The organism is Flagellimonas marina (assembly GCF_042651185.1).
Classification (GTDB): Bacteria; Bacteroidota; Bacteroidia; order Flavobacteriales; family Flavobacteriaceae; genus Flagellimonas; species Flagellimonas marina.
Genome location: NZ_JBHSCL010000007.1, coordinates 271,968 through 291,484, shown reverse-complemented (window position 1 = coordinate 291,484; position 19,517 = coordinate 271,968). Strand labels below are relative to the sequence as shown.

The 19,517-nt window shown below is 41.4% G+C and carries 20 protein-coding genes; 14 read left to right on the top strand and 6 right to left on the bottom strand.

Annotated elements, in window-relative coordinates; all coding sequences use genetic code 11:
• Window positions 1-23 precede the first annotated feature (23 nt).
• The 5 genes from ACFOWS_RS12565 (at window position 24) to ACFOWS_RS12545 (ending at window position 4,910) form a co-directional block, all read left to right on the top strand.
• The gene (locus ACFOWS_RS12565; RefSeq protein WP_379765034.1) at window positions 24-2,267 is read left to right on the top strand and encodes a beta strand repeat-containing protein; all 2,244 of its coding nucleotides are present in this window, start codon (window positions 24-26) and stop codon (window positions 2,265-2,267) included.
• 153 nt (window positions 2,268-2,420) lie between these two features.
• Window positions 2,421-2,729: a T9SS type A sorting domain-containing protein gene (locus ACFOWS_RS12560; protein WP_366585315.1), complete on the top strand. Its 309-nt coding sequence runs from the start codon at window positions 2,421-2,423 to the stop codon at window positions 2,727-2,729.
• Between the two features lie 145 nt (window positions 2,730-2,874).
• Window positions 2,875-3,198 carry a T9SS type A sorting domain-containing protein gene (locus ACFOWS_RS12555; protein WP_366585317.1) on the top strand — a complete coding sequence of 108 codons (324 nt, stop codon included), beginning with the start codon at window positions 2,875-2,877 and terminating at the stop codon, window positions 3,196-3,198.
• 74 nt (window positions 3,199-3,272) lie between these two features.
• A complete protein-coding gene (locus ACFOWS_RS12550; RefSeq protein ID WP_379765031.1) occupies window positions 3,273-4,250 on the top strand; it encodes a LuxE/PaaK family acyltransferase in 978 nt (325 codons plus the stop codon).
• A 114-nt stretch (window positions 4,251-4,364) separates the two neighbouring features.
• A complete protein-coding gene (locus ACFOWS_RS12545; RefSeq protein ID WP_379765029.1) occupies window positions 4,365-4,910 on the top strand; it encodes a quercetin 2,3-dioxygenase in 546 nt (181 codons plus the stop codon).
• A gap of 137 nt (window positions 4,911-5,047) precedes the next feature.
• Here the strand turns inward: ACFOWS_RS12545 and tyrS are convergent, their stop codons facing one another.
• Window positions 5,048-6,343, bottom strand: coding sequence for a tyrosine--tRNA ligase (tyrS, locus tag ACFOWS_RS12540; protein WP_379765027.1), 1,296 nt, complete (start codon window positions 6,341-6,343; stop codon window positions 5,048-5,050).
• A gap of 84 nt (window positions 6,344-6,427) precedes the next feature.
• Here tyrS and ACFOWS_RS12535 point away from each other — a divergent pair, with 84 nt between their 5' ends.
• Window positions 6,428-7,426 carry an SDR family NAD(P)-dependent oxidoreductase gene (locus ACFOWS_RS12535; RefSeq protein WP_379765025.1) on the top strand — a complete coding sequence of 333 codons (999 nt, stop codon included), beginning with the start codon at window positions 6,428-6,430 and terminating at the stop codon, window positions 7,424-7,426.
• Here ACFOWS_RS12535 and ACFOWS_RS12530 read toward each other — a convergent pair.
• The 3 genes from ACFOWS_RS12530 to ACFOWS_RS12520 are packed head-to-tail and all read right to left on the bottom strand — an operon-like array spanning window position 7,416 to window position 9,913.
• The gene (locus tag ACFOWS_RS12530; protein ID WP_379765023.1) at window positions 7,416-7,844 is read right to left on the bottom strand and encodes a DUF4296 domain-containing protein; all 429 of its coding nucleotides are present in this window, start codon (window positions 7,842-7,844) and stop codon (window positions 7,416-7,418) included. The genes ACFOWS_RS12535 and ACFOWS_RS12530 overlap by 11 nt on opposite strands.
• A 3-nt stretch (window positions 7,845-7,847) precedes the next feature.
• Window positions 7,848-9,182: a dihydroorotase gene (locus ACFOWS_RS12525; RefSeq protein ID WP_379765021.1), complete on the bottom strand. Its 1,335-nt coding sequence runs from the start codon at window positions 9,180-9,182 to the stop codon at window positions 7,848-7,850.
• 2 nt (window positions 9,183-9,184) lie between these two features.
• A complete protein-coding gene (locus ACFOWS_RS12520) occupies window positions 9,185-9,913 on the bottom strand; it encodes a polyprenol monophosphomannose synthase (protein WP_379765019.1) in 729 nt (242 codons plus the stop codon).
• A 116-nt stretch (window positions 9,914-10,029) separates the two neighbouring features.
• On the opposite strand from ACFOWS_RS12520, the gene ACFOWS_RS12515 reads away from it, so the two are divergent.
• From ACFOWS_RS12515 to ACFOWS_RS12505, 3 genes are read left to right on the top strand one after another with little or no spacing between them, the layout of a single operon-like run.
• Complete coding sequence (locus ACFOWS_RS12515) at window positions 10,030-11,688, top strand: ArnT family glycosyltransferase (RefSeq protein ID WP_379765017.1); 1,659 nt, start codon at window positions 10,030-10,032, stop codon at window positions 11,686-11,688.
• Window positions 11,685-12,341: a DUF4271 domain-containing protein gene (locus ACFOWS_RS12510; protein WP_379765015.1), complete on the top strand. Its 657-nt coding sequence runs from the start codon at window positions 11,685-11,687 to the stop codon at window positions 12,339-12,341. The genes ACFOWS_RS12515 and ACFOWS_RS12510 overlap by 4 nt, the downstream gene beginning before the upstream one ends.
• Before the next feature lie 6 nt (window positions 12,342-12,347).
• The gene (locus ACFOWS_RS12505; protein ID WP_379765013.1) at window positions 12,348-13,091 is read left to right on the top strand and encodes a uroporphyrinogen-III synthase; all 744 of its coding nucleotides are present in this window, start codon (window positions 12,348-12,350) and stop codon (window positions 13,089-13,091) included.
• A 53-nt stretch (window positions 13,092-13,144) separates the two neighbouring features.
• Here the strand turns inward: ACFOWS_RS12505 and pckA are convergent, their stop codons facing one another.
• Window positions 13,145-14,761, bottom strand: coding sequence for a phosphoenolpyruvate carboxykinase (ATP) (gene pckA, locus ACFOWS_RS12500; RefSeq protein ID WP_379765011.1), 1,617 nt, complete (start codon window positions 14,759-14,761; stop codon window positions 13,145-13,147).
• 334 nt (window positions 14,762-15,095) lie between these two features.
• Here pckA and ACFOWS_RS12495 point away from each other — a divergent pair, with 334 nt between their 5' ends.
• Window positions 15,096-16,085 (top strand): SH3 domain-containing protein, encoded by a 990-nt coding sequence (locus ACFOWS_RS12495; RefSeq protein ID WP_379765009.1) that lies wholly within the window; start codon window positions 15,096-15,098, stop codon window positions 16,083-16,085.
• 51 nt (window positions 16,086-16,136) lie between these two features.
• Here the strand turns inward: ACFOWS_RS12495 and ACFOWS_RS12490 are convergent, their stop codons facing one another.
• On the bottom strand, window positions 16,137-16,526 hold the full coding sequence (locus ACFOWS_RS12490) for a DUF423 domain-containing protein (protein WP_379765007.1): 390 nt from the start codon (window positions 16,524-16,526) through the stop codon (window positions 16,137-16,139).
• A 79-nt stretch (window positions 16,527-16,605) separates the two neighbouring features.
• Between ACFOWS_RS12490 and ACFOWS_RS12485 the strand changes: the two genes are divergently transcribed.
• The 4 genes from ACFOWS_RS12485 (at window position 16,606) to ACFOWS_RS12470 (ending at window position 19,497) form a co-directional block, all read left to right on the top strand.
• Window positions 16,606-17,979: a saccharopine dehydrogenase family protein gene (locus ACFOWS_RS12485; RefSeq protein ID WP_379765005.1), complete on the top strand. Its 1,374-nt coding sequence runs from the start codon at window positions 16,606-16,608 to the stop codon at window positions 17,977-17,979.
• A 47-nt stretch (window positions 17,980-18,026) separates the two neighbouring features.
• The gene (locus ACFOWS_RS12480) at window positions 18,027-18,497 is read left to right on the top strand and encodes an Lrp/AsnC ligand binding domain-containing protein (protein ID WP_379765003.1); all 471 of its coding nucleotides are present in this window, start codon (window positions 18,027-18,029) and stop codon (window positions 18,495-18,497) included.
• A 39-nt stretch (window positions 18,498-18,536) separates the two neighbouring features.
• Complete coding sequence (locus tag ACFOWS_RS12475) at window positions 18,537-18,857, top strand: hypothetical protein (RefSeq protein WP_379765001.1); 321 nt, start codon at window positions 18,537-18,539, stop codon at window positions 18,855-18,857.
• A 121-nt stretch (window positions 18,858-18,978) separates the two neighbouring features.
• Window positions 18,979-19,497 carry a ferritin gene (locus ACFOWS_RS12470; protein ID WP_379764999.1) on the top strand — a complete coding sequence of 173 codons (519 nt, stop codon included), beginning with the start codon at window positions 18,979-18,981 and terminating at the stop codon, window positions 19,495-19,497.
• Window positions 19,498-19,517 lie beyond the last annotated feature (20 nt).

The following is a 19,517-nucleotide window of genomic DNA, read 5'->3' as shown; positions in this document are numbered from 1 at the left end:
CTTTTAAATCTAAAACTATAATTATGAAAAAATCACTTTTCAAATTTTTACTGAGCTTTGCTGCAATGGCTTTTATAGTCTCCTGTACAAGCGACGATAATGGCCCTACGCCAGATGATGATGACCCAGTAGCTACATGTTCCGATAACATCCAAAACGGTGATGAAACCGGTGTGGATTGTGGTGGATCTTGCAACGCATGTCCTGAACCTCCTGTTGAACTTTCTGGTGACGTTACCGAAGACACGGAGTTGGATGCTTCAAACGATTATACCCTAACAGGTGCCTACATTGTTAGAGCTGGTGCTTCTTTGACCATTCCTGCTGGAACCGTTATCAAAGCTTCCGGTGGAACCGCTGCGTTTATCGGTGTTGAAAGAGGTGCACAAATCTTTATTAATGGTACAGCTGCTGCGCCTGTTGTTATGACTTCAGATGCTGCTTCTCCTGCCCAAGGTGACTGGGGTGGTTTGGTCATCGCAGGTGATGCACCAACCAACAAGGGTGTTGATGTAACCACAGAAGTAGGTGAGCTTACCTACGGTGGTAGCACAGCCGATGACAATTCTGGTTCTATCACTTACCTTCGTGTTGAGTATACTGGTGCTACCTTCTCTAACGACAAAGAATTCAACGGGGTTTCCTTGTTCGGTGTTGGTTCTGGAACTACCTTCGAGTATGTTCAGTCTTACAACGGAGGTGATGACGGTATCGAATTTTTCGGTGGTACTGTAGATGGTAACTACTTGGTATCCATTGGAAGTGGTGATGACTCCATAGACTTTGCCGATGGGTGGACTGGTTCTGGTAGCAACTGGTATATTGCCAATGGTGCAAAAGCTGGTATTGAAGGTTCCAACAATGGAGACAACGGTGATGCCACTCCTGTGACCACCACTACTTTGAGCAATATTACTGTGGTAGGCCCAACCAGTGATGAAGGTGCTCTTTTCTTCAAAGAAGGAGGAGGTAACTTTACCATTGACAACTTTTACGTTAGCAATGCCGTAGTAGGCATCAACATGACCGAAACTGATGCACAAGCTGCAACTCGTATAGAGGCAGGTGATTTAGCCATTACAAATATTCAATTTGCTGATACTCCAGAAGGATTCCTTGCCACAAGTTACACAGGTGCAAACCAATCTTTCTATACTGAAGGTGTTGCCACTGGTGCTGGAAACGGTGCCGCTTCTCCTGATTGGGCCTCTGGCTGGACCATAGGTCTTGATAATAGTGGTTCTACCCAAGAAAACTTGGCTGGTGAAGTAACTGGTGATGTTGAATTGGATGCTTCCGTAGAATATTTCCTTACCGGTGCTTTCATTGTTAGAGAAGGAGGTTCCTTGACCATCCCTGCCGGTACAACTATAAAAGCTTCTGGTGGAACGGCTGCTTTTATCGGTGTTGAAAGAGGTGCTCAAATCTTTATCAACGGTACAGCCGCTGCTCCGGTTGTTATGACTTCTTCTAGTGAAACTCCTGCTCAAGGTGACTGGGGCGGATTGGTAATCGCTGGTGATGCGCCAACCAATAAAGGTGTTGATGTGACCACAGAAGTAGGTGAGCTTACCTACGGTGGAAACACAGCCGATGATGATTCTGGTTCCATCACTTACCTACGTGTTGAGTACACAGGTGCTACCTTCTCCAACGACAAAGAATTCAACGGGGTTTCCTTGTTCGGTGTTGGTTCCGGAACCACTTTCGAGTATGTTCAGTCTTACAACGGAGGTGATGACGGTATTGAGTTCTTCGGAGGAACCGTAAATGGAAATTACCTAGTATCCATTGGAAGTGGTGATGATTCCATCGACTTTGCTGATGGATGGGCCGGTAATGGAAGCTTCTGGTATATTGCTGGTGGAGCTAAAGCTGGTATTGAAGGTTCAAACAACGGAGATGATGGAGATGCCACTCCTGTGACCACCACTACCTTGAGCAACATCACTGTAGTAGGTCCTGTTACTGAAGGTGCTCTTTTCTTCAAAGAGGGAGGTGGTAACTTTACGATCACAAACTTCTATACAAGCGGTGTTGATTTAGGTATCAACGTAACTGGCACAGATGCTGAAGCTGCCGCTCGTATCGAAGCTGATGCCTTGTCCATCAACCCAATTCAGTTCGATGCCACTGCAATGGGCTTCTTGAATACCAACTATGCTGGAGCCAATTTGGACTTCTTCACAGTTGGGGATAATGATGGTGCCGGTGCCGGTGCTGCGCAACCAGATTGGGCCGCAGATTGGACCGTTGGTATCGAATAATATCTTGATACTACCCTTGAAATAACAAAAGCCCCCAAATTATTGGGGGCTTTTTTTGTTATTCATCAATTCAAACTACCTTTTCGTCAAACTGCACACCACCACTTTTATATTTTTATATCTTTGTGGCATAGCCTTTGTAATCAATACTCTATGAAGCACTTTTACCTTGTCATTTTCTTTTTTGTCTGTGCCCTTGGTTTTTCACAAGAAAGTACCTCGAGTTCAGATATTGACGGGTTTAAGCTGTATCCCAATCCCGTTACGCAAGGCAAGGTATTTATCGAAACCTCGGAAAATGCCCCTAAGCAAATCCTAATTTTTGATGTATTGGGCACCCAAGTCCTTCAAACCACAATTCTAGGGAAAGAACTCAATCTTTCAAAACTCAATAAAGGGGTGTATATCCTGCGGGTATTTGAGGGCAACAAAATGGCCACTAGAAAGCTTATTGTCAAGTAGTTTGCCCTTTTTAGGACTTTCTTCCCTGCGCTAAACCACACATTTTACACTTTTACCTACATATTTTTCTGTTTCACAACAATTTATGGCAGTAGAGCTCAGGTTCACCTATTTTTACATTGCACATGATCCCAAATCAGCTTGTATGAAGAAAATCTACTTTATTCTTATTATGGCTTTACCTATAATTTCCTACGGTCAAGAGTTGGTCAGTGTCAACACTGAGCCAGTACAAGAGCTAAAGGGTTTTAAAATGTACCCTAACCCCGCCTATGGCGAGGAAATCTATATCACTACAGAAACCAATGGCAATAAAGAGATTAAAATTTTTGATGTCTTTGGAGAAATTGTTCTAACTGACAGGATTGCCACCAATACGTTGGATATATCTCGATTGGTACCTGGGGTTTATGTGCTCCAAGTAACCGAGAAAAAGAAAACCATGACCCGAAAACTGGTCGTTAAATAATAACCATGCTGTTTTAAAAGCCCTTCTGCAGAAGGGCTTTTATTTTTGGGTACTTTTATGCCCCAATGGGCAACATGGATATTCAACAGATTTTCTCCATTTCAAATACGCAGGAATTTGAGACAGTAACCTTAGAAGTTTTCAGGTTTCAATACCACAACAATAGGGTTTACAAAAGCTATTGCGACCATTTGAAAAAATCGCCATCCCATGTGACCCATTCTTCAGAAATCCCCTTCCTGCCCATTGAGTTTTTCAAGTCCCACAGAATAACCTCTAGGCCAAAAACCCCAGAAGCTATTTTTGAGAGCAGTGGCACCACTCTAGCATCGACAAGTAAACACCATGTTTCAGATTTAAAAATCTATGAGCAAAGTTTCCGGAAAGGCTTTACCACATTTTATGGCCCTGTTGAGGGTTATTGCATTCTTGCTTTATTGCCCTCCTATTTGGAACGCGAGGGTTCCTCTTTGGTCTATATGGTAAATGACCTTGTTGCCCGCTCCAATCATCCGGATAGTGGTTTTTACCTCCATAATCTGCAAGCACTGCACCAAAAACTCATTGATTTGGAGAAAAAGCAAACCAAAACCCTGTTGATTGGGGTATCTTTTGCTTTAATGGATTTGGCGGAAAAAGCTCCACTCGCATTAAAAAACACCACTATTATGGAAACCGGGGGAATGAAGGGCAGGCGAAAAGAATTGATTCGAGAGGAATTACACCAAATTCTTAAAAATGCGTTCGGTGTACGTCATATACATTCAGAATATGGGATGACAGAACTTTTATCACAAGCCTATTCCCATGGAGATGGAATTTTCAGGACACCACCTTGGATGAAAATCAGCACTCGGGATACCGAGGACCCGTTGACCCTGCAATCGCACACGAAGACCGGAGGAATAAATATTATTGATTTGGCCAATGTGTACTCCTGCTCCTTTATTGCCACCCAAGATTTGGGCAAAACCTATTCAGATGGTTCCTTTGAAATTATGGGCCGTTTTGACAATTCGGATATCCGGGGCTGTAATTTGATGGTGTTCTAGCTCCTCCTTGTTTCCCTTTTTACCGTTCATACATATTTATCGTTCAACCATGTAGATTCAATACGTTCTGTAAGAAGTTTTTATATCTTATGGGAGTAACCAAACAAATACATTATGGACAGAAGTGCATTTTTAAAAAGAGGGGCGTTATCCGCGGCAGCCCTCGCATCGTTGCCGGCGTTCGCCCATTTTTCACCAAAACGGGAAAAAGATGGTGAACCCCTACCTCCAAAAATTGTTCGAAAAGGGGAAGGCCAAAAAGTAAATGTCCTTGGAGACCAACAAACCTTTAAACTAACCAGCGAGGACACCAACGGTCTCTTCTCACTAATTGAAGAGGTCAACCCGCCAGGCACCATGATTCCCCCACATGTACACACCAAAGAGGATGAAATCTTTAAAGTATTGGAGGGTGAACTTGAGGTAACCGTTGGTGATGAAACCACCATTTTAAAGGCAGGGGATTTGGCCTTTGCTCCCAGAAATGTGCCCCACACATGGAAAGTGGTTGGCGATCAAGATTGCAAAACCATATTAAGCGTTTTTCCTGCTGGTCTGGAAAATATGTTCGCAGAATTGGGAGCGCTACCACCTGGCCCACCAGATTTTCCAAAAGTGGCCGAGATTTGTGGCCGATATGGAATTACTTTTATTTCATGATACAAAAGAGTGCCCTAAAAGTGTCATTCTGAATGAAATGAAGAATCTTTAATGCGTACATATCCATTGTACAGAACTTATTGGGATTTTTCGCCTTCGCTCAAAATGACAAATGGGGCACTTTTAGGAATTCCATTTTACTCCACCACCAGCACAAAATAGTTTTTCTTGCCTCGTTGCAGCAAAACAAACTTGTTGTTGATCAAATCATCTTCTGTGATCAGATAATCCTCTTTTATCTTTTCCTTATTGACAGAAATGGAATTCTGTTTTAATTCCCTGCGGGCCTCACCATTAGAACTCAAAAAATTGGTCTTGGCCGCAAGTGCTCCGATCATGTCCAGTCCTGGAGTAAGTTCGCTTATTGAGATTTGGGCTTGTGGAACACCCTCAAAAACATCCAAAAAGGTCTTTTCGTTCAATTGTTTTAAATCGGTGGAGGTTGATTTACCAAAAAGAATATCACTGGCCTTCATGGCGTTTTCCAAATCTTCCTTGGAATGGACCATGGTGGTGATTTCCTCTGCCAATTTCTTTTGAAGCGTTCGTAGGTGCGGTGCTTCTGTATGCTCCGCTACCAAATCTTCAATTTCTTCTTTCCCAAGAAAAGTAAATATCTTGATGTACTTCTCAGCATCCTCATCTGATGTGTTCAACCAATATTGGTAAAATTTATAGGGTGAGGTACGTTCGGCATCCAACCATACATTGCCTCCTTCAGTTTTTCCAAATTTGGTCCCATCGGCCTTGGTGATCAAGGGGCAAGTCAAGGCAAAACCCTTTCCACCACCAATCCTACGGATAAGTTCAGTACCCGTGGTAATGTTCCCCCATTGATCGCTACCTCCCATCTGTAGCGTACAATCATGGTTTTGATAGAGGTATAGAAAATCATACCCCTGCACCAATTGATAGGTAAATTCAGTAAAGGACATCCCCTCTTTGGCATCTGAAGACAAACGCTTTTTTACGGAATCCTTCGCCATCATGTAGTTTACGGTAATGTGTTTTCCAACATCACGAATAAATCCCAAGAATGAAAAATCCTTCATCCAATCGTAGTTGTTTACCAGCACCGCAGCATTCTCCGCAGCACTCTCAAAATCCAAAAAGCGACTCAACTGCCCCTTGATGGCCTCTTGATTATGTCGAAGGGTTTTTTCATCCAAAAGATTCCGTTCCGCTGATTTCCCCGAAGGATCACCGATCATCCCCGTGGCACCTCCCACCAAGGCAAACGGTTTGTGGCCGGCCAATTGAAAATGCCTTAACATCATTACGCTTACCAAGTGCCCAATATGTAGGGAATCTGCTGTTGGGTCAATACCCACATAGGCGGCTCGCATCTCTTCCATAAGATGTTCCTCAGCTCCGGGCATTACATCATGCACCATTCCCCTCCATTGCAGTTCTTGAACAAAATTCTTCGTCATGATTGTCTTTTAGGATAGCTGCAAATATAAAATGAACTTGGCACTTCCCTCAATAAATCCGATACAAATAGGTACTTTTATTGCATGATATTGGTTACCGGAGGCACTGGATTGATTGGTTCGCACCTACTGTTTCATTTGATTAAGGATGGAGAGAAGGTAAGGGCAATCTATAGAAATGCGAACACCCTTAACAAAGTGGCAAAGGTTTTTGGGTATTATTCCGATAAAGCCTCGGTTTTGATGGAGCATATAGAATGGGTTAAGGCAGATATCACCGACATTGCGGGGCTTGAAGCTGCTTTTAAAGACATAAACTATGTTTATCACTGCGCTGCTTTGATTTCCTTTGATCCAAAAATGTACAAGGCTTTGGCCAAAATCAATGTGGAAGGAACAGCCAACGTGGTAAACCTTTGCTTAAAACATGATATTAAAAAATTGTGTTATGTAAGTTCCATTGCGGCTATAGGTTCAAGTACCATGGGGAGTTTCGTCACGGAAGACAACGAATGGAACGACACCAATGTTTCTGTCTATGGCATTACAAAACACGATGCTGAGTTGGAGGTTTGGCGGGGTTCGCAAGAAGGGCTGAGTGTTGTTATAGTAAACCCCGGTGTGGTTATTGGTCCTGGTTTTTGGAAATCTGGCAGCGGAACTTTTTTCACATATGCAGCAAAGGGCAAAAAGTCCTTTATTCCCAGTGGCACCGGTTTTGTTACTGTTAGCGATGTGGTGTCAGCTATGATTTCACTAATGGACTCCAATATTGCCCAAGAACGGTTCATTTTGGTCAACGAGAACCTTACGTATGAAGAACTTTTTCAAAAAATAGCCCCTCAACTGGGTGTGGCACCTCCAGCAAAAAAAATACCGTTTTGGCTTTTAGAAGTATTTTGGCGATGGGACTGGCTCCGAAGTAACTTGCTTGGAAAAAGAAGAAGATTGACCAAAACCATGACAAAAGGACTTTATCATCAAGAAATGTACAACCATGCAAAGTTAGTGGACGCCCTTAATTTCAAATTTGAGGACTTGGATACGGCAATAGCCTTTTGCTGTAGGAAATTTAAGAGGTAACGGAATCCTTCTCTTTTTGTAGTGCTTGAATGGAATCCCTTCTTTTGTTTTGTGCCTCCCGGATACTATCATTCCTTCTTGTGGTTGCTTTTTCCATAGCTTCCTTTCTTCTTTCAATCCTTGCATCTATATCCTCATAAATGGATTGATATTCTAGGGGAACAGAAGCATAATACAGATCACTTTCTGCAAACTGAATGCTGTCTATATCATATTTCTCATAAAGAAACTCCATAATGTCAATACCCGTTTTTTCAAAAACACTGGAGAATGATGATTTTGTGGCGTTCAAAATGGCCAAATCGTAAAGAATGTCCGTCATTTTTTCCTTTGGAATCAAGTTTTCAGGTTCTTCCACCACCTTCTCTCCACAAGCAAGAAATAAAAGTCCAAAAATAAATAGTATTGCCTTTTTCATGGTCTACCGATTGAACGTTAGTCGTTTTGCATTTTTCTTTTCCGAAAAAGTTCCTTGGTCATAGGCCAAATGTCCATTTACAAAAGTGCGCAGCACTTTGGAGTCAAAAGTAATGCCTTCAAAAGGAGACCATCCGCATTTATAGAAAATATTGGCTTTTTTAACGGTCTCTTTCGAATTTCGGCTCACTTGGACCAAGTCAGCATAGTACCCTTCCCGGATATATCCTCTTCGGTCAATATCAAATAATTTAGCTGGATTATGACACATTTTCTCCACCATTTTCTCCAAGGTAATGACTCCCTCCTTTTCTTTTTGAAGCATGGCCAACAGCGCATGTTGCACCAATGGCCCACCAGAAGGTGCTTTGGTATAGGGGTTATTCTTCTCATCCAAGGTATGTGGCGCATGATCTGTCGCCACTACATCAATACGGTCATCCAATAGCGCTTCCCACAGTTTTTCTTGGTCTGTCTCAGTCTTTACGGCAGGATTCCACTTAATGAGCGTGCCCTTGTCCGCATAATCAGCATCTGAAAACCACAAATGGTGGATGCAGACCTCAGCGGTAATTTTCTTCTCTTCCAACGGAATTTCATTGGTGAACAAATCCGTTTCAATTCCTGTGGATACATGGAACACATGCAATCTTGCTCCCGTTCTTTTGGCCAAGGCAATGGCTTTGGAAGATGAAAGGTAACAGGCCTCAGCACTCCGAATGATGGGGTGAAGCTCAATAGGAATGTCTTCCCCATACATTTCTTGATATTTGGCCATGTTGGCCCGAATGGTTCCTTCATCCTCGCAATGGGCGGAAATCACCATTTCCGTATTGCTGAAAATCTTCTCCAAAACGGCTTCATCATCCACCAACATGTTTCCAGTGGACGAACCCAAAAACAATTTTACACCGGAACATGCATTTTTGTCCAAACGTTTCAACTCTTCCAGATTGTCATTGGTTCCACCAAAAAGAAAGGAATAATTGGCCGAGGCATCCTTTGCGGCAATGGCAAATTTTTCTTCCAACTTTTCTATGGTGGTTGTCTGCGGATTGGTGTTGGGCTGCTCCATAAAAGTGGTGATTCCGCCAGCAATGGCTGCCCTACTTTCCGTGGCAATAGTACCTTTATGGGTGAGACCGGGTTCCCTAAAATGCACCTGATCATCAATGATTCCCGGAAGCAATAAATCGCCCTCTAGATCAATGACATGGGCATGGGTATCCGAAATGTCAGTAGCAATACGGGCAATGAAATCACCTTCCAACAAAACATCGTTCTCAAAAATGCGATTCTCATTGACAACTTTGGCATTTTTTAATAGCGTTCTTGACATTTCTAAAAGTTCTTTTTGAAAAATATACTCCTAAACTTCATGGCAATGACCCCAAAAATGGCTTCGCGGATTATAGCTGAGTTCATTTTTGATTTTCCATTGACCCGATCCGTGAAAATGATGGATACTTCTTCTATTTTGAATTTTTTGAGGTATGCCCTGTACTTCATTTCTATCTGGAAAGCGTAGCCGATAAACCGAACATTGTCCAGATTGACGGTCTCCAAAACCTTCCGTCGGTAACAGATAAAGCCAGCTGTGGGATCGTGAACCTTCATTCCCGTAATGAACTTCACGTAAAAAGAGGCTCCGTAGGACAACAAAATTCGGAACAACGGCCAGTTGACCACGTTGACGCCTTTTTTGTATCGCGAACCAATGGCAACATCTGCTCCGTTGAGACAGGCGCGGTGCAAACGGGATAGATCGGCAGGGCGATGCGAAAAGTCCGCATCCATTTCAAAAATGTACTCATACCCTTTTTCCAATGCCCATTTAAATCCATGGATGTAGGCCGTTCCCAAACCAGATTTTTCTTTTCGTACTTCAAGGAACAACCTATCCGGAAAGTCCTTTTGCAGTGATCGGACTGCGTCAGCAGTACCATCGGGCGAATTGTCATCTACCACAAGCACGTGAAAATCTTTCTTAAGGTCAAAAACCGTTTTGGTTATGGCCTCAATGTTTTCAATCTCATTGAAGGTGGGAATTATGACCAAGCCGTCTGCCATTCGTACTGGATTAGGGGGTAAAAATACGGTTTTCTAGTTAGCCATAACAGCTTACTTCAAAGACCCGTATGCTCTTGGTCAATATTTGTAACTTTGCGCCATCTAAAATCCATTTGATGACCCAAAAGTTTCCCAGACTCTTTCTTGTTCTACTGGCTTTTCTCTTTGTTTTAAACCTTGTGCAGAGCTATTTTACAGGAATCATTTATGATGAGGCCTACTACTGGTATTATGCCCAAAACATGGCTTGGGGCTATTTTGACCACCCTCCAATGGTGGCTTTTTTAATTAAAGTGGGCAGCCTTTTGTTTGATGGAGAACTAGGAGTTCGTTTTATGAGCAGTGTGCTCTCGGCAGGTACGTATCTCATTCTTTGGTTATTGGTAGACCATCCAAAGAAAAAGGATTATGTAGTTCACTTTTTCATATTGGTATTCTCCTTTACCTTGATGAATGCCTATGGTTTCTTAACCTTGCCAGACACCCCTCTGTTATTCTTTACGGCTTTGTTTTTATGGCTATACAAACGCTTTTTGAAAGAACCTTCGGCATGGACTACCATCCTTTTGGGATTGACCATGGCCGCATTGATGTATAGCAAATACCACGCGGTACTGGTTATATTATTTGTGTTTCTGTCCAACATCAAGCTCGTCACCAACAAAAAAGCTTGGGTGGCCGTGGTTTTGGCTTTGCTGTGCTACATGCCCCATTTTGTGTGGCTGTACCAAAACGATTTTGTTTCCATCACCTTTCATTTATATGAACGCCCTAACCAAGCCTACTCGTTTGAGGGCTTTACCCTTGCGTATTTCTTGAACCTCATCATCATTATTGGACTACTTTTTTATTGGGTATATGCCGCTTTTTTTAAGTTCAGGGCTACAGATACCTTTTCAAAAGCATTGATCTTCTTGGTGTACGGTATTATCATTTTCTTTTTTATATCCAGTTTCAACCGAAGGGTACAGGCACAATGGGCTATTGTGATTTCAATTCCCATGGCGGTTATTGCCTTTACTTATCTTTTGGAAAATCCCAAAGGTCGAAAATGGATGTTCAGGATTGGAATGGTGAGTGCCATCCTTCTTTTCTATGCACGCGTATGGTTGATTTATAAACCCTTGTTCCCGATGATTTTTGAAACCCATGGAAACAAGGAATGGGTAGCGGAACTCACGGAAAAAGCAGGGGGGATACCGGTTATTTTTGATAATTCGTACCGGCGCGCTTCCATGTATGAGTTTTATTCCAGAATTCCCGCATTCTCCCTCAATAATTTTATGTACCGAAAAAACCAATACTCCATTGATGATTCCGAAGAGCGTGTGAGAGGCAAAAAGGTGCTCTATGTAAGTCAATATCGCAAAACTGGGGATATAAATTATATGCACTTGGACAGTACGGTTTTTTACGGGAATTTTATTGAGGATTTTCAATCGTACCGAAAGCTGGAATGTATTGTGACCAAGGCCCAAAGTGGAATAAAACATTCCTTAAAGGTCTATAATCCCTATGCTTTTGATATTCCCTTAGAAAAACTAAAATACACTATCTCCTATTCCAATGAACACAAACAAGTTAAGGAAATGTTGCCTTTGAAGGTCCAAAACCTCTATCCCAAAACCTCATTTCTAAAGACAAAGGACACGCTTTATTATGAATTTGAACTTCCGCTGCCAAAAATGCAAAATCCGGGGTATTTTAGAATCGGAATATCGGAAAATGGATTGCTTCCCGGTCTCAATGGAAAACCAATCAAGATGACGGAATGAACCCAATTGAGAGAACCATTTTTTCATTGGATTGGATGACCATGGTGCTGTTCATCAGCATGTTGGTTTTTGCCTTGGGCAAATATTTGAACTACAGCAAATTCCTCAATTTCGTTATCCTTCCCTTCAATGACAAGTACGTGCTGTTGCACAAGAAAAAAGGGCAATTATTCAATTGGTTCCATGTGCTGCTCTCCATTTTCCAAGCTATAAACCTATCATTCTTCATTTTTCTGTTCTTGAGAACTTTTGATGCCTTACCGAGCGGGAACCCGATGACTATTTTTTTCTTGGTTTTACTATTTGTGGTTCTTTTCCAAATAGTCAAATTGGCATTGCAATTTATCAACGGATTTGTTTTCAATACCCAAGAACTCATTTCAGAATTGGTGTTCAACAAAACCTCTTATCTCAACCATAGCAGCATCATTTTATTTATCAGCAATGTAATTTTGGTATACATCTTCAAGGACTCAAAAATCATAATATACACTACGATCATCTTAATTTTATTGATTAATGGCATAGGGGTGGTCAAGCTGTTGAAGAACTATCAAAAAGCTATGTTTCCGTATTTTGTCTATTTTATTTTGTACCTTTGCGCACTCGAAATTGCGCCCTTGGTGATAATTGGAAGCTATCTAAAAGTTTAAAAACTTATGAAAGTAAAAACAATTTTGGTTTCCCAACCAGAACCTAAAGTCGAAAACTCCCCCTATTCAAGATTGATCGAAAAAGAAAAGGTTAAAGTGGATTTTAGACCTTTTATTCACGTTGAGGGGGTTGAGGCCAAAAATGTTAGGCAGCAAAAAATTGACTTGAACAATTTTACGGCAATCATCTTGACCAGCAGAAACTCTGTGGATCATTTTTTTAGGATTGCCGAAGAGATGCGCTTTAAGGTTCCGGACACCATGAAATATTTTTGTCAGTCAGAGGCGGTGGCCTATTACCTGCAAAAATATGTAGTGTACAGAAAACGTAAAATCTATGTGGGCAAGCGAACGTTCAATGAATTGATTCCCTTGATCAAAAAGTATAAGGATGAAAAGTTCCTTTTGCCATCATCTGATGCATTGAAGCCTGCAGTGCCGCAAGCTTTGGATGAAATCAGCATAGATTGGAAACGAGGTGTGTTTTACAAGACGGTCATCAGTGACCTATCGGACCTTAGGAACGTTTACTATGACATATTGGTTTTCTTTAGCCCTTCTGGTATTGAATCGCTTTTGAAGAATTTCCCGGATTTTGAACAAAACAACACAAGAATTGCCGTTTTTGGCAACAGTACCGTAAACGCAGCTACGGAAGCCGGACTTCGAATAGACATTCAGGCGCCAACACCGGAAACACCATCCATGACTATGGCGCTACAGAAGTACATTACCAGTGTAAATAAGTAAACTATTTTATTGGAAAAAAAATCAACGCCCGATCAATGATCGGGCGTTTTGTTTTAGAAAGCATACCGCTGCGGTCCTCCCCTACGGATTTCTTCACTGGCATAGGCCTCAAACTTTTTAAAATTCTCCCGAAACGCATTCGTCAATTTAAATGCAGTTTTATAGTATGCTTCATCATTGTTCCAAGTTGCCCTGGGACTTAAAACGCTGGTGGGAACTCCGGGGCACTCCCGGGGCTGTGCCACTCCAAAAACGGAATGGATGTGATACTTATCATAGCTGTATAGCCCCAACTCCCCACTAAGGGCAGCACTGATCATAGCACGGGTATATTTTAGCTTCATACGGGTACCAACACCGTAAGGCCCACCTGTCCATCCTGTATTGATCAACCAGACATCCACTCCGGATTCCTTCATCTTGCGACTAAGCATTTCAGCGTACTTGGCAGGGTGCAATGGCATAAACGGAGCACCAAAACAAGCTGAAAATGATGGTTGTGGCTCAACCACGCCAGCTTCCGTTCCTGCAACTTTTGCTGTGTATCCCGATATAAAATGATACGCCGCCTGTGCTGGCGTAAGTTTGGAGATGGGAGGCAAGACCCCAAAAGCATCCGCCGTCAAAAAAAAGATATTCTTGACATTTTTGCCGATAGAGGGTTCCTGAATATTGTCAATATGATAAATAGGGTAGCTTACCCGTGTGTTCTGGGTAATGGAAGTATCGGAAAAATTAACCACACCGTTTTTATCCATGACAACATTTTCCAATATGGCCCCCTTTTTAATGGCCCCGTAAATTTCAGGCTCATTTTCTTGGGAAAGGTCAATGACTTTGGCGTAACATCCACCTTCAAAATTGAAAACCGTGTTATCCGGGGTCCAACCATGCTCATCGTCCCCAATCAACTTTCTATCAGGATCTGTGGAAAGCGTGGTTTTACCAGTTCCAGAAAGTCCAAAGAAAATTGCGGTATCACCATCTTCACCTATATTGGCGGAGCAGTGCATGGGAAGCGTGTTCTTATAAACCGGAAGAATAAAGTTCAATGCCGAAAAAATTCCTTTTTTAATCTCGCCCGTGTATCCCGTTCCTCCAATCAAAGCAATCTTTCTAGTAAAATTGAGAATGGCAAAATTATGCTGACGGGTTCCATCTATCTCTGCGTTGGCCATAAAGCCAGGAGCATTGATTACCGTCCATTCTGGCTCAAAATCTTCCAATTCCTCTTCGGTAGGCCGCAAAAACATGTTGTACGCAAACATATTGGACCAAGGATATTCATTGATAACCCTGAGGTTCATCCGGTAATCTGGGTCTGCACAAGCATACGAATCCCGTACAAACAATTCTTTAGTATTAAGGTAATCGATTACCTTATTGTACAGTTTATCAAACTTTTCACTCTCAAAAGGGATGTTTATGTTTCCCCACCAAATCTTATCCTCGGTAATGGCGTCCTTTACAATAAAGCGATCTTTGGGAGATCTTCCCGTAAATTCCCCTGTGTTTACTGCAAGGGCACCTGAGGAAGCTTCCTTTCCCATGTCCTTTTCAATAGTGATGTCGTGAAGTTCATCAGGAGAAAGCTGGTACTGAAAATTGTTGTGTGTAATTCCGTAGGGTTTTAACGAAATCGTTTTCGTTATTGAGTCAGAATTCTTCATTGTTTTGTTTTAGTTGCAACACAAAACTAGAAAATAATACGATTTCACAACTGCATTTCTAGGCTAATTGAGCCGTTTTTGCGTCAAAATGTAGTATCCTAAAAGAAACCAACCCAGAATTAGGAAAACCCCTCCTATTGGCGTTAAAAAACCAATAGTTTTAAAACGAAACGTATTTAAACGCTTCAATATCAACCACCAAATCCAAAAAACCAAGTGTAGAAAGTAACTCCATAACCCTTCTTTTCGTCAATTCAAAACAGGAATCCATCAATCGCACCATACTAATTTGAATGTTTAGTATGACATTGCACCCCTCCAAACTTTAAGTATTATGAAAACTGTAAAAAGTAGAATCCTATTTTGTATCGTGCTTTTTTTAATTTTTAGTTGCGGCCCCAAATCAGAAAAGAACAATCAATCCTCTGAAAATTCAGATGTTTCCGAATCTGGCATTTCAGAAAACGCAGCACTGTCCAAAGATCGGGTTTCCGCAATATGTTTGTGGCCCAAAGTGGGTTTAAGGGACAAACCGGGAAGAAAGGACGCCAAATATCTCACTACAATATACTTTGGGGAATCTGTGGAATATCTCAATGAAAAAGAGAAGACAGAAGATGACAAGGAATATCTGAAAATACGGCTTTCTGATGGAAGCGAGGGCTGGGTGTATGAACATCTGTTTGCACTTGGCGGAGAACTGGCCATAATTGATAAGAAAACAGAGCTCTACAAAAGGCCTGACATTATGACTTTTGAAGGCAAAAAATTGGAACCAATGGACATGATCGTAATTTTTGAAAATGAAGAAAATGAGGGATGGCACGAAGTTACAAGCATGAAAAGAGATGATAATGGATGGATACAAGGGGATATTGATGCCATTAAGGATGACATTGATGTTAAATTGGGCATCTTGTATTGGCGGGCCATGGAAGAACCGACAGAAGAGAAATTTAAATTGTTGGAAAACATCTTGGCCAATCCCAACTTTAAAAAGTCAAAATTGATTGAGCACGTGAACAAAGCGCTTTATGAGAATGAAGATGGAGGTGAAGCATTTTATATTGAAGAGCTTGACTCATTTGAAAATCTCTCTTCCAACAAGCTTGGAATTAAAGCTGATATGGCCAACGTTAGAAGCGAACCCAACTCAAAAGGCAACATTCTTTTTCAATTGGTGAAAGGAGATATTTGCCATATCATTGAGCAAGGAGGTTCATTGGAAAAAGTTGGTAATCAAACAGATCGTTGGTACAAAATCAACTTCAAAGGAAAAGAGGGGTGGGTTTTCGGATATTATACCACCAAGAAAAGAAACTAAGATCAGACTTATCATTAAACAAAATCTGCTCCATAGCATGTTGATATATAATTATGAATTTCTGGTAACCAAGGTATAGTATCCTAAAAGTGACCAACCTAGAATTAGGAAAACCCCTCCTATTGGCGTTAAAAAACCAATGATTTTAAAATCAAATGCAGTTAAACTGTTCAAAGCCAGCAGATAAATTGAGAAAGAGAACAGAATAACGCCCACAAGGACCATACTAAAGATTCTCTTTTTCATTGCTATCCCCAGCCCATTCCAAATCCCCAAAAAAAGCAGGAACAGCGCATGGTACATCTGGTAGCGAACTCCGGTCTCAAAAGTGTCAACAGCATCGGAATCCACCAATTTTTCCAATCCGTGAGCCCCAAAAGCACCCAAAACTATGGCCAATAGACCAAATACCACCCCCGTCAGAATTATTGTTCTGTTCATAACTTATAGTACTTGTTTTTTTAGAGATATAACAATTTGATACCTTAGTATCCGTTTTATTCAAAATTACACAAAACCTATGGTCCGCACTATTTTGGTTGTTGGGGCTGGTAAATCAACCTCATATCTTTTAGATTACCTTTTAAAAAAGTCCAATACCGAAAATCTTCACCTGGTCATTGGAGATCTTCACCCTGAGCATATTCCGGAGAAATTTTCGGCCCACCCCAATTGCAGCGTGGTGCGTTTGGACATTTTTAATGAGGAGGACCGCAAAAAGGCCATTGAATCCGCAACCATTGTTATATCCATGCTTCCAGCGAGTTTACATATTAAAATCGCGGAAGATTGTCTCCATTTCAAGAAAAATTTGGTCACCGCATCTTATGTCAGTAAGGAAATGAAGGCGCTGGATGACGAGGTCAAAAAGCATGGACTGGTGTTCATGAACGAAATTGGTCTGGATCCTGGGATTGATCATATGAGTGCCATGGAAGTGATTGACCGCATCCGGGAAGAAGGCGGAAAAATGCTGCTGTTTGAATCCTTTACGGGCGGACTGGTTGCGCCGGAAAGCGATTCTAATTTGTGGAATTATAAGTTTACGTGGAATCCGAGAAACGTAGTGTTGGCCGGCCAAGGTGGGGTGGCTAAATTCATTCAAGAGGGCACCTACAAATACATTCCTTATCAAAAATTGTTCAGACGCACAGAATTCTTAACGGTGGAAGGCCATGGCATCTTTGAGGTCTATGCCAACCGGGATTCACTGAATTATAGGGAAGCTTATGGTTTGCAGGATGTGTTGACCCTTTACAGAGGCACCATTCGCAGGGTTGGGTTTTCCAAGGCATGGCAAATGTTTGTTATTTTGGGCATGACGGATGACAGCTACACCATAGAAAATTCTGAAGGAATGTCTTACCGCGAATTTGTAAACCTCTTTTTACCCTATTCCCCAACCGATTCTGTGGAACTGAAGCTTAGGCATTACCTTAAAATTGACCAGGATGATATTCGCTGGGAAAAACTTCAGGAATTGAACCTTTTTGATCATTCCAAAAAAATACCGTTGAAAAATGCCTCTCCCGCCCAAATATTGCAGTACATTTTGGAAGACAGTTGGACCTTAAAGGAAAACGAAAAGGACATGATCGTCATGTACCATAAATTTGGTTATGAACTAAACGGCAAAAAAAAGCAATTGGATGCCCACATGGTGGTCATGGGTGAAAATCGTGCCTACACAGCCATGTCCAAAACGGTTGGACTCCCCGTGGCCATTGCCACCCTTCAAATTTTGAATGGTAAAATAACCACACCTGGGGTACAGATTCCAATTCATAAGGAAGTGTACAGCCCAATTCTTTCTGAACTAAAAACAAACGGAATTACATTTAAAGAGTTTGAAGTTCCGTATTTAGGCTACAATCCAGACTCTGTGGCCAGCTGATGTTAAAGGATTTTATCTATATTTAGCTTCAATTTTATACAGTTTTTGTGAAAAACCATAACAGTTCGGTTAAAATTGATGGCATAGACAAAAAGATTTTAAGATATCTGATGGAAGATGCCCGAAAACCAATCCTGGAAATTGCTCGAAATATTGGCATTTCTGGAGCGGCCATTCATCAGCGGCTTCGTAAATTGGAAAGTTCCGGTTTGCTGGCAGGGTCCAAATTTGTCGTTAATCCCCGTGTATTGGGCTATACCACAATGGCTTACATTGGTATTTTCTTGGACAAAGCCATGGCCAACCCAAGAGCCGTTAAGGAATTGGAAAAGATTCCCGAAGTATTGGAATGTCATTACACCACTGGAAACTGGTCCATCCTTATAAAAGTATTGTGTAGGGACAACGAGCACCTTATGCAGGTACTGAACAAAAAAATACAGCAAATCGAGGGCGTTTCCCGAACCGAGACCTTTATTTCATTGAATCAACAAATAGATCGACAAATTCAAATCTGATATTTGTATTCAATCTAAATAAACTTTACATTTGTACCCATGAATGTAATAGTTGCCTCTTCATATTACACCTTATACCAATCCGCAAAGGAGCGCTGCTTCTATGTGGATTTCGGTCAAAAAATGGTACGCATGTCACTTTGCCAATTGCTTGCGCTTCGCTACAAAGTCATGTCCATCCCTATTGAAAGCCATTTTGACGGCGACTTGAACGAACATGGTTTTGAAATTTTAACGTTGTGCAACAAAGAGCATTTATTTGTGCTTAATACCTATGAAATTCTGGACTTAAAGGGATTTGTACAACAAAGTTTTACCGCCTTGGGTCTATCCGTTGATGCGGAAACCGTAAGCGCTTAATCACTCCAAAAACCATTATTTTTATTCAGTCTTAAATTGGCTTAAAATTAGATACTTAGCCAAGGTATGCTGCAAGAATTCCGTATTTTTGTGGTATATTCTAATAATAAAAGATACAGGTATGAAAGATATAGCACGACAAAGTATGAGCATAAAAGTGGAATCCATGGATTTGCTCAACGGACAGATAAAAATGGAAGCCCATGCTTCCGCAACTTATTTGGCCATGGCCTCATGGTGCGAGCAAAATGGGTTTTTTACCAGTGCCAAATTTTTTTATAAGCAATCTGAAGAAGAACGCGGGCACATGATGAAGATTTTTGAATTTTTGGTCGATACGGGCGGAAATCCAGTTTCACCAGAAGTTACTGGTATCAATCACGATTACTCTTCCATTGTGGATGTATTTGAAAATACGTTGGAACATGAAGTAAAAGTGACCAAATCAATTCACAATATTGTGAGAAAGGCCCGTGAATTAGGCGATATTACAACGGAGCGATTCTTGGATTGGTTTGTTTTGGAACAAGTTGAGGAAGAAAACACCATCCGCGATATTTTGGATATGATCGCCGTAACCGGAACTGAAGGTGTTGGTCTCCAAATGATTGATAACAAAGTTGCTGATTGGATTGAATAAATCCAACAAAATATTTGCAA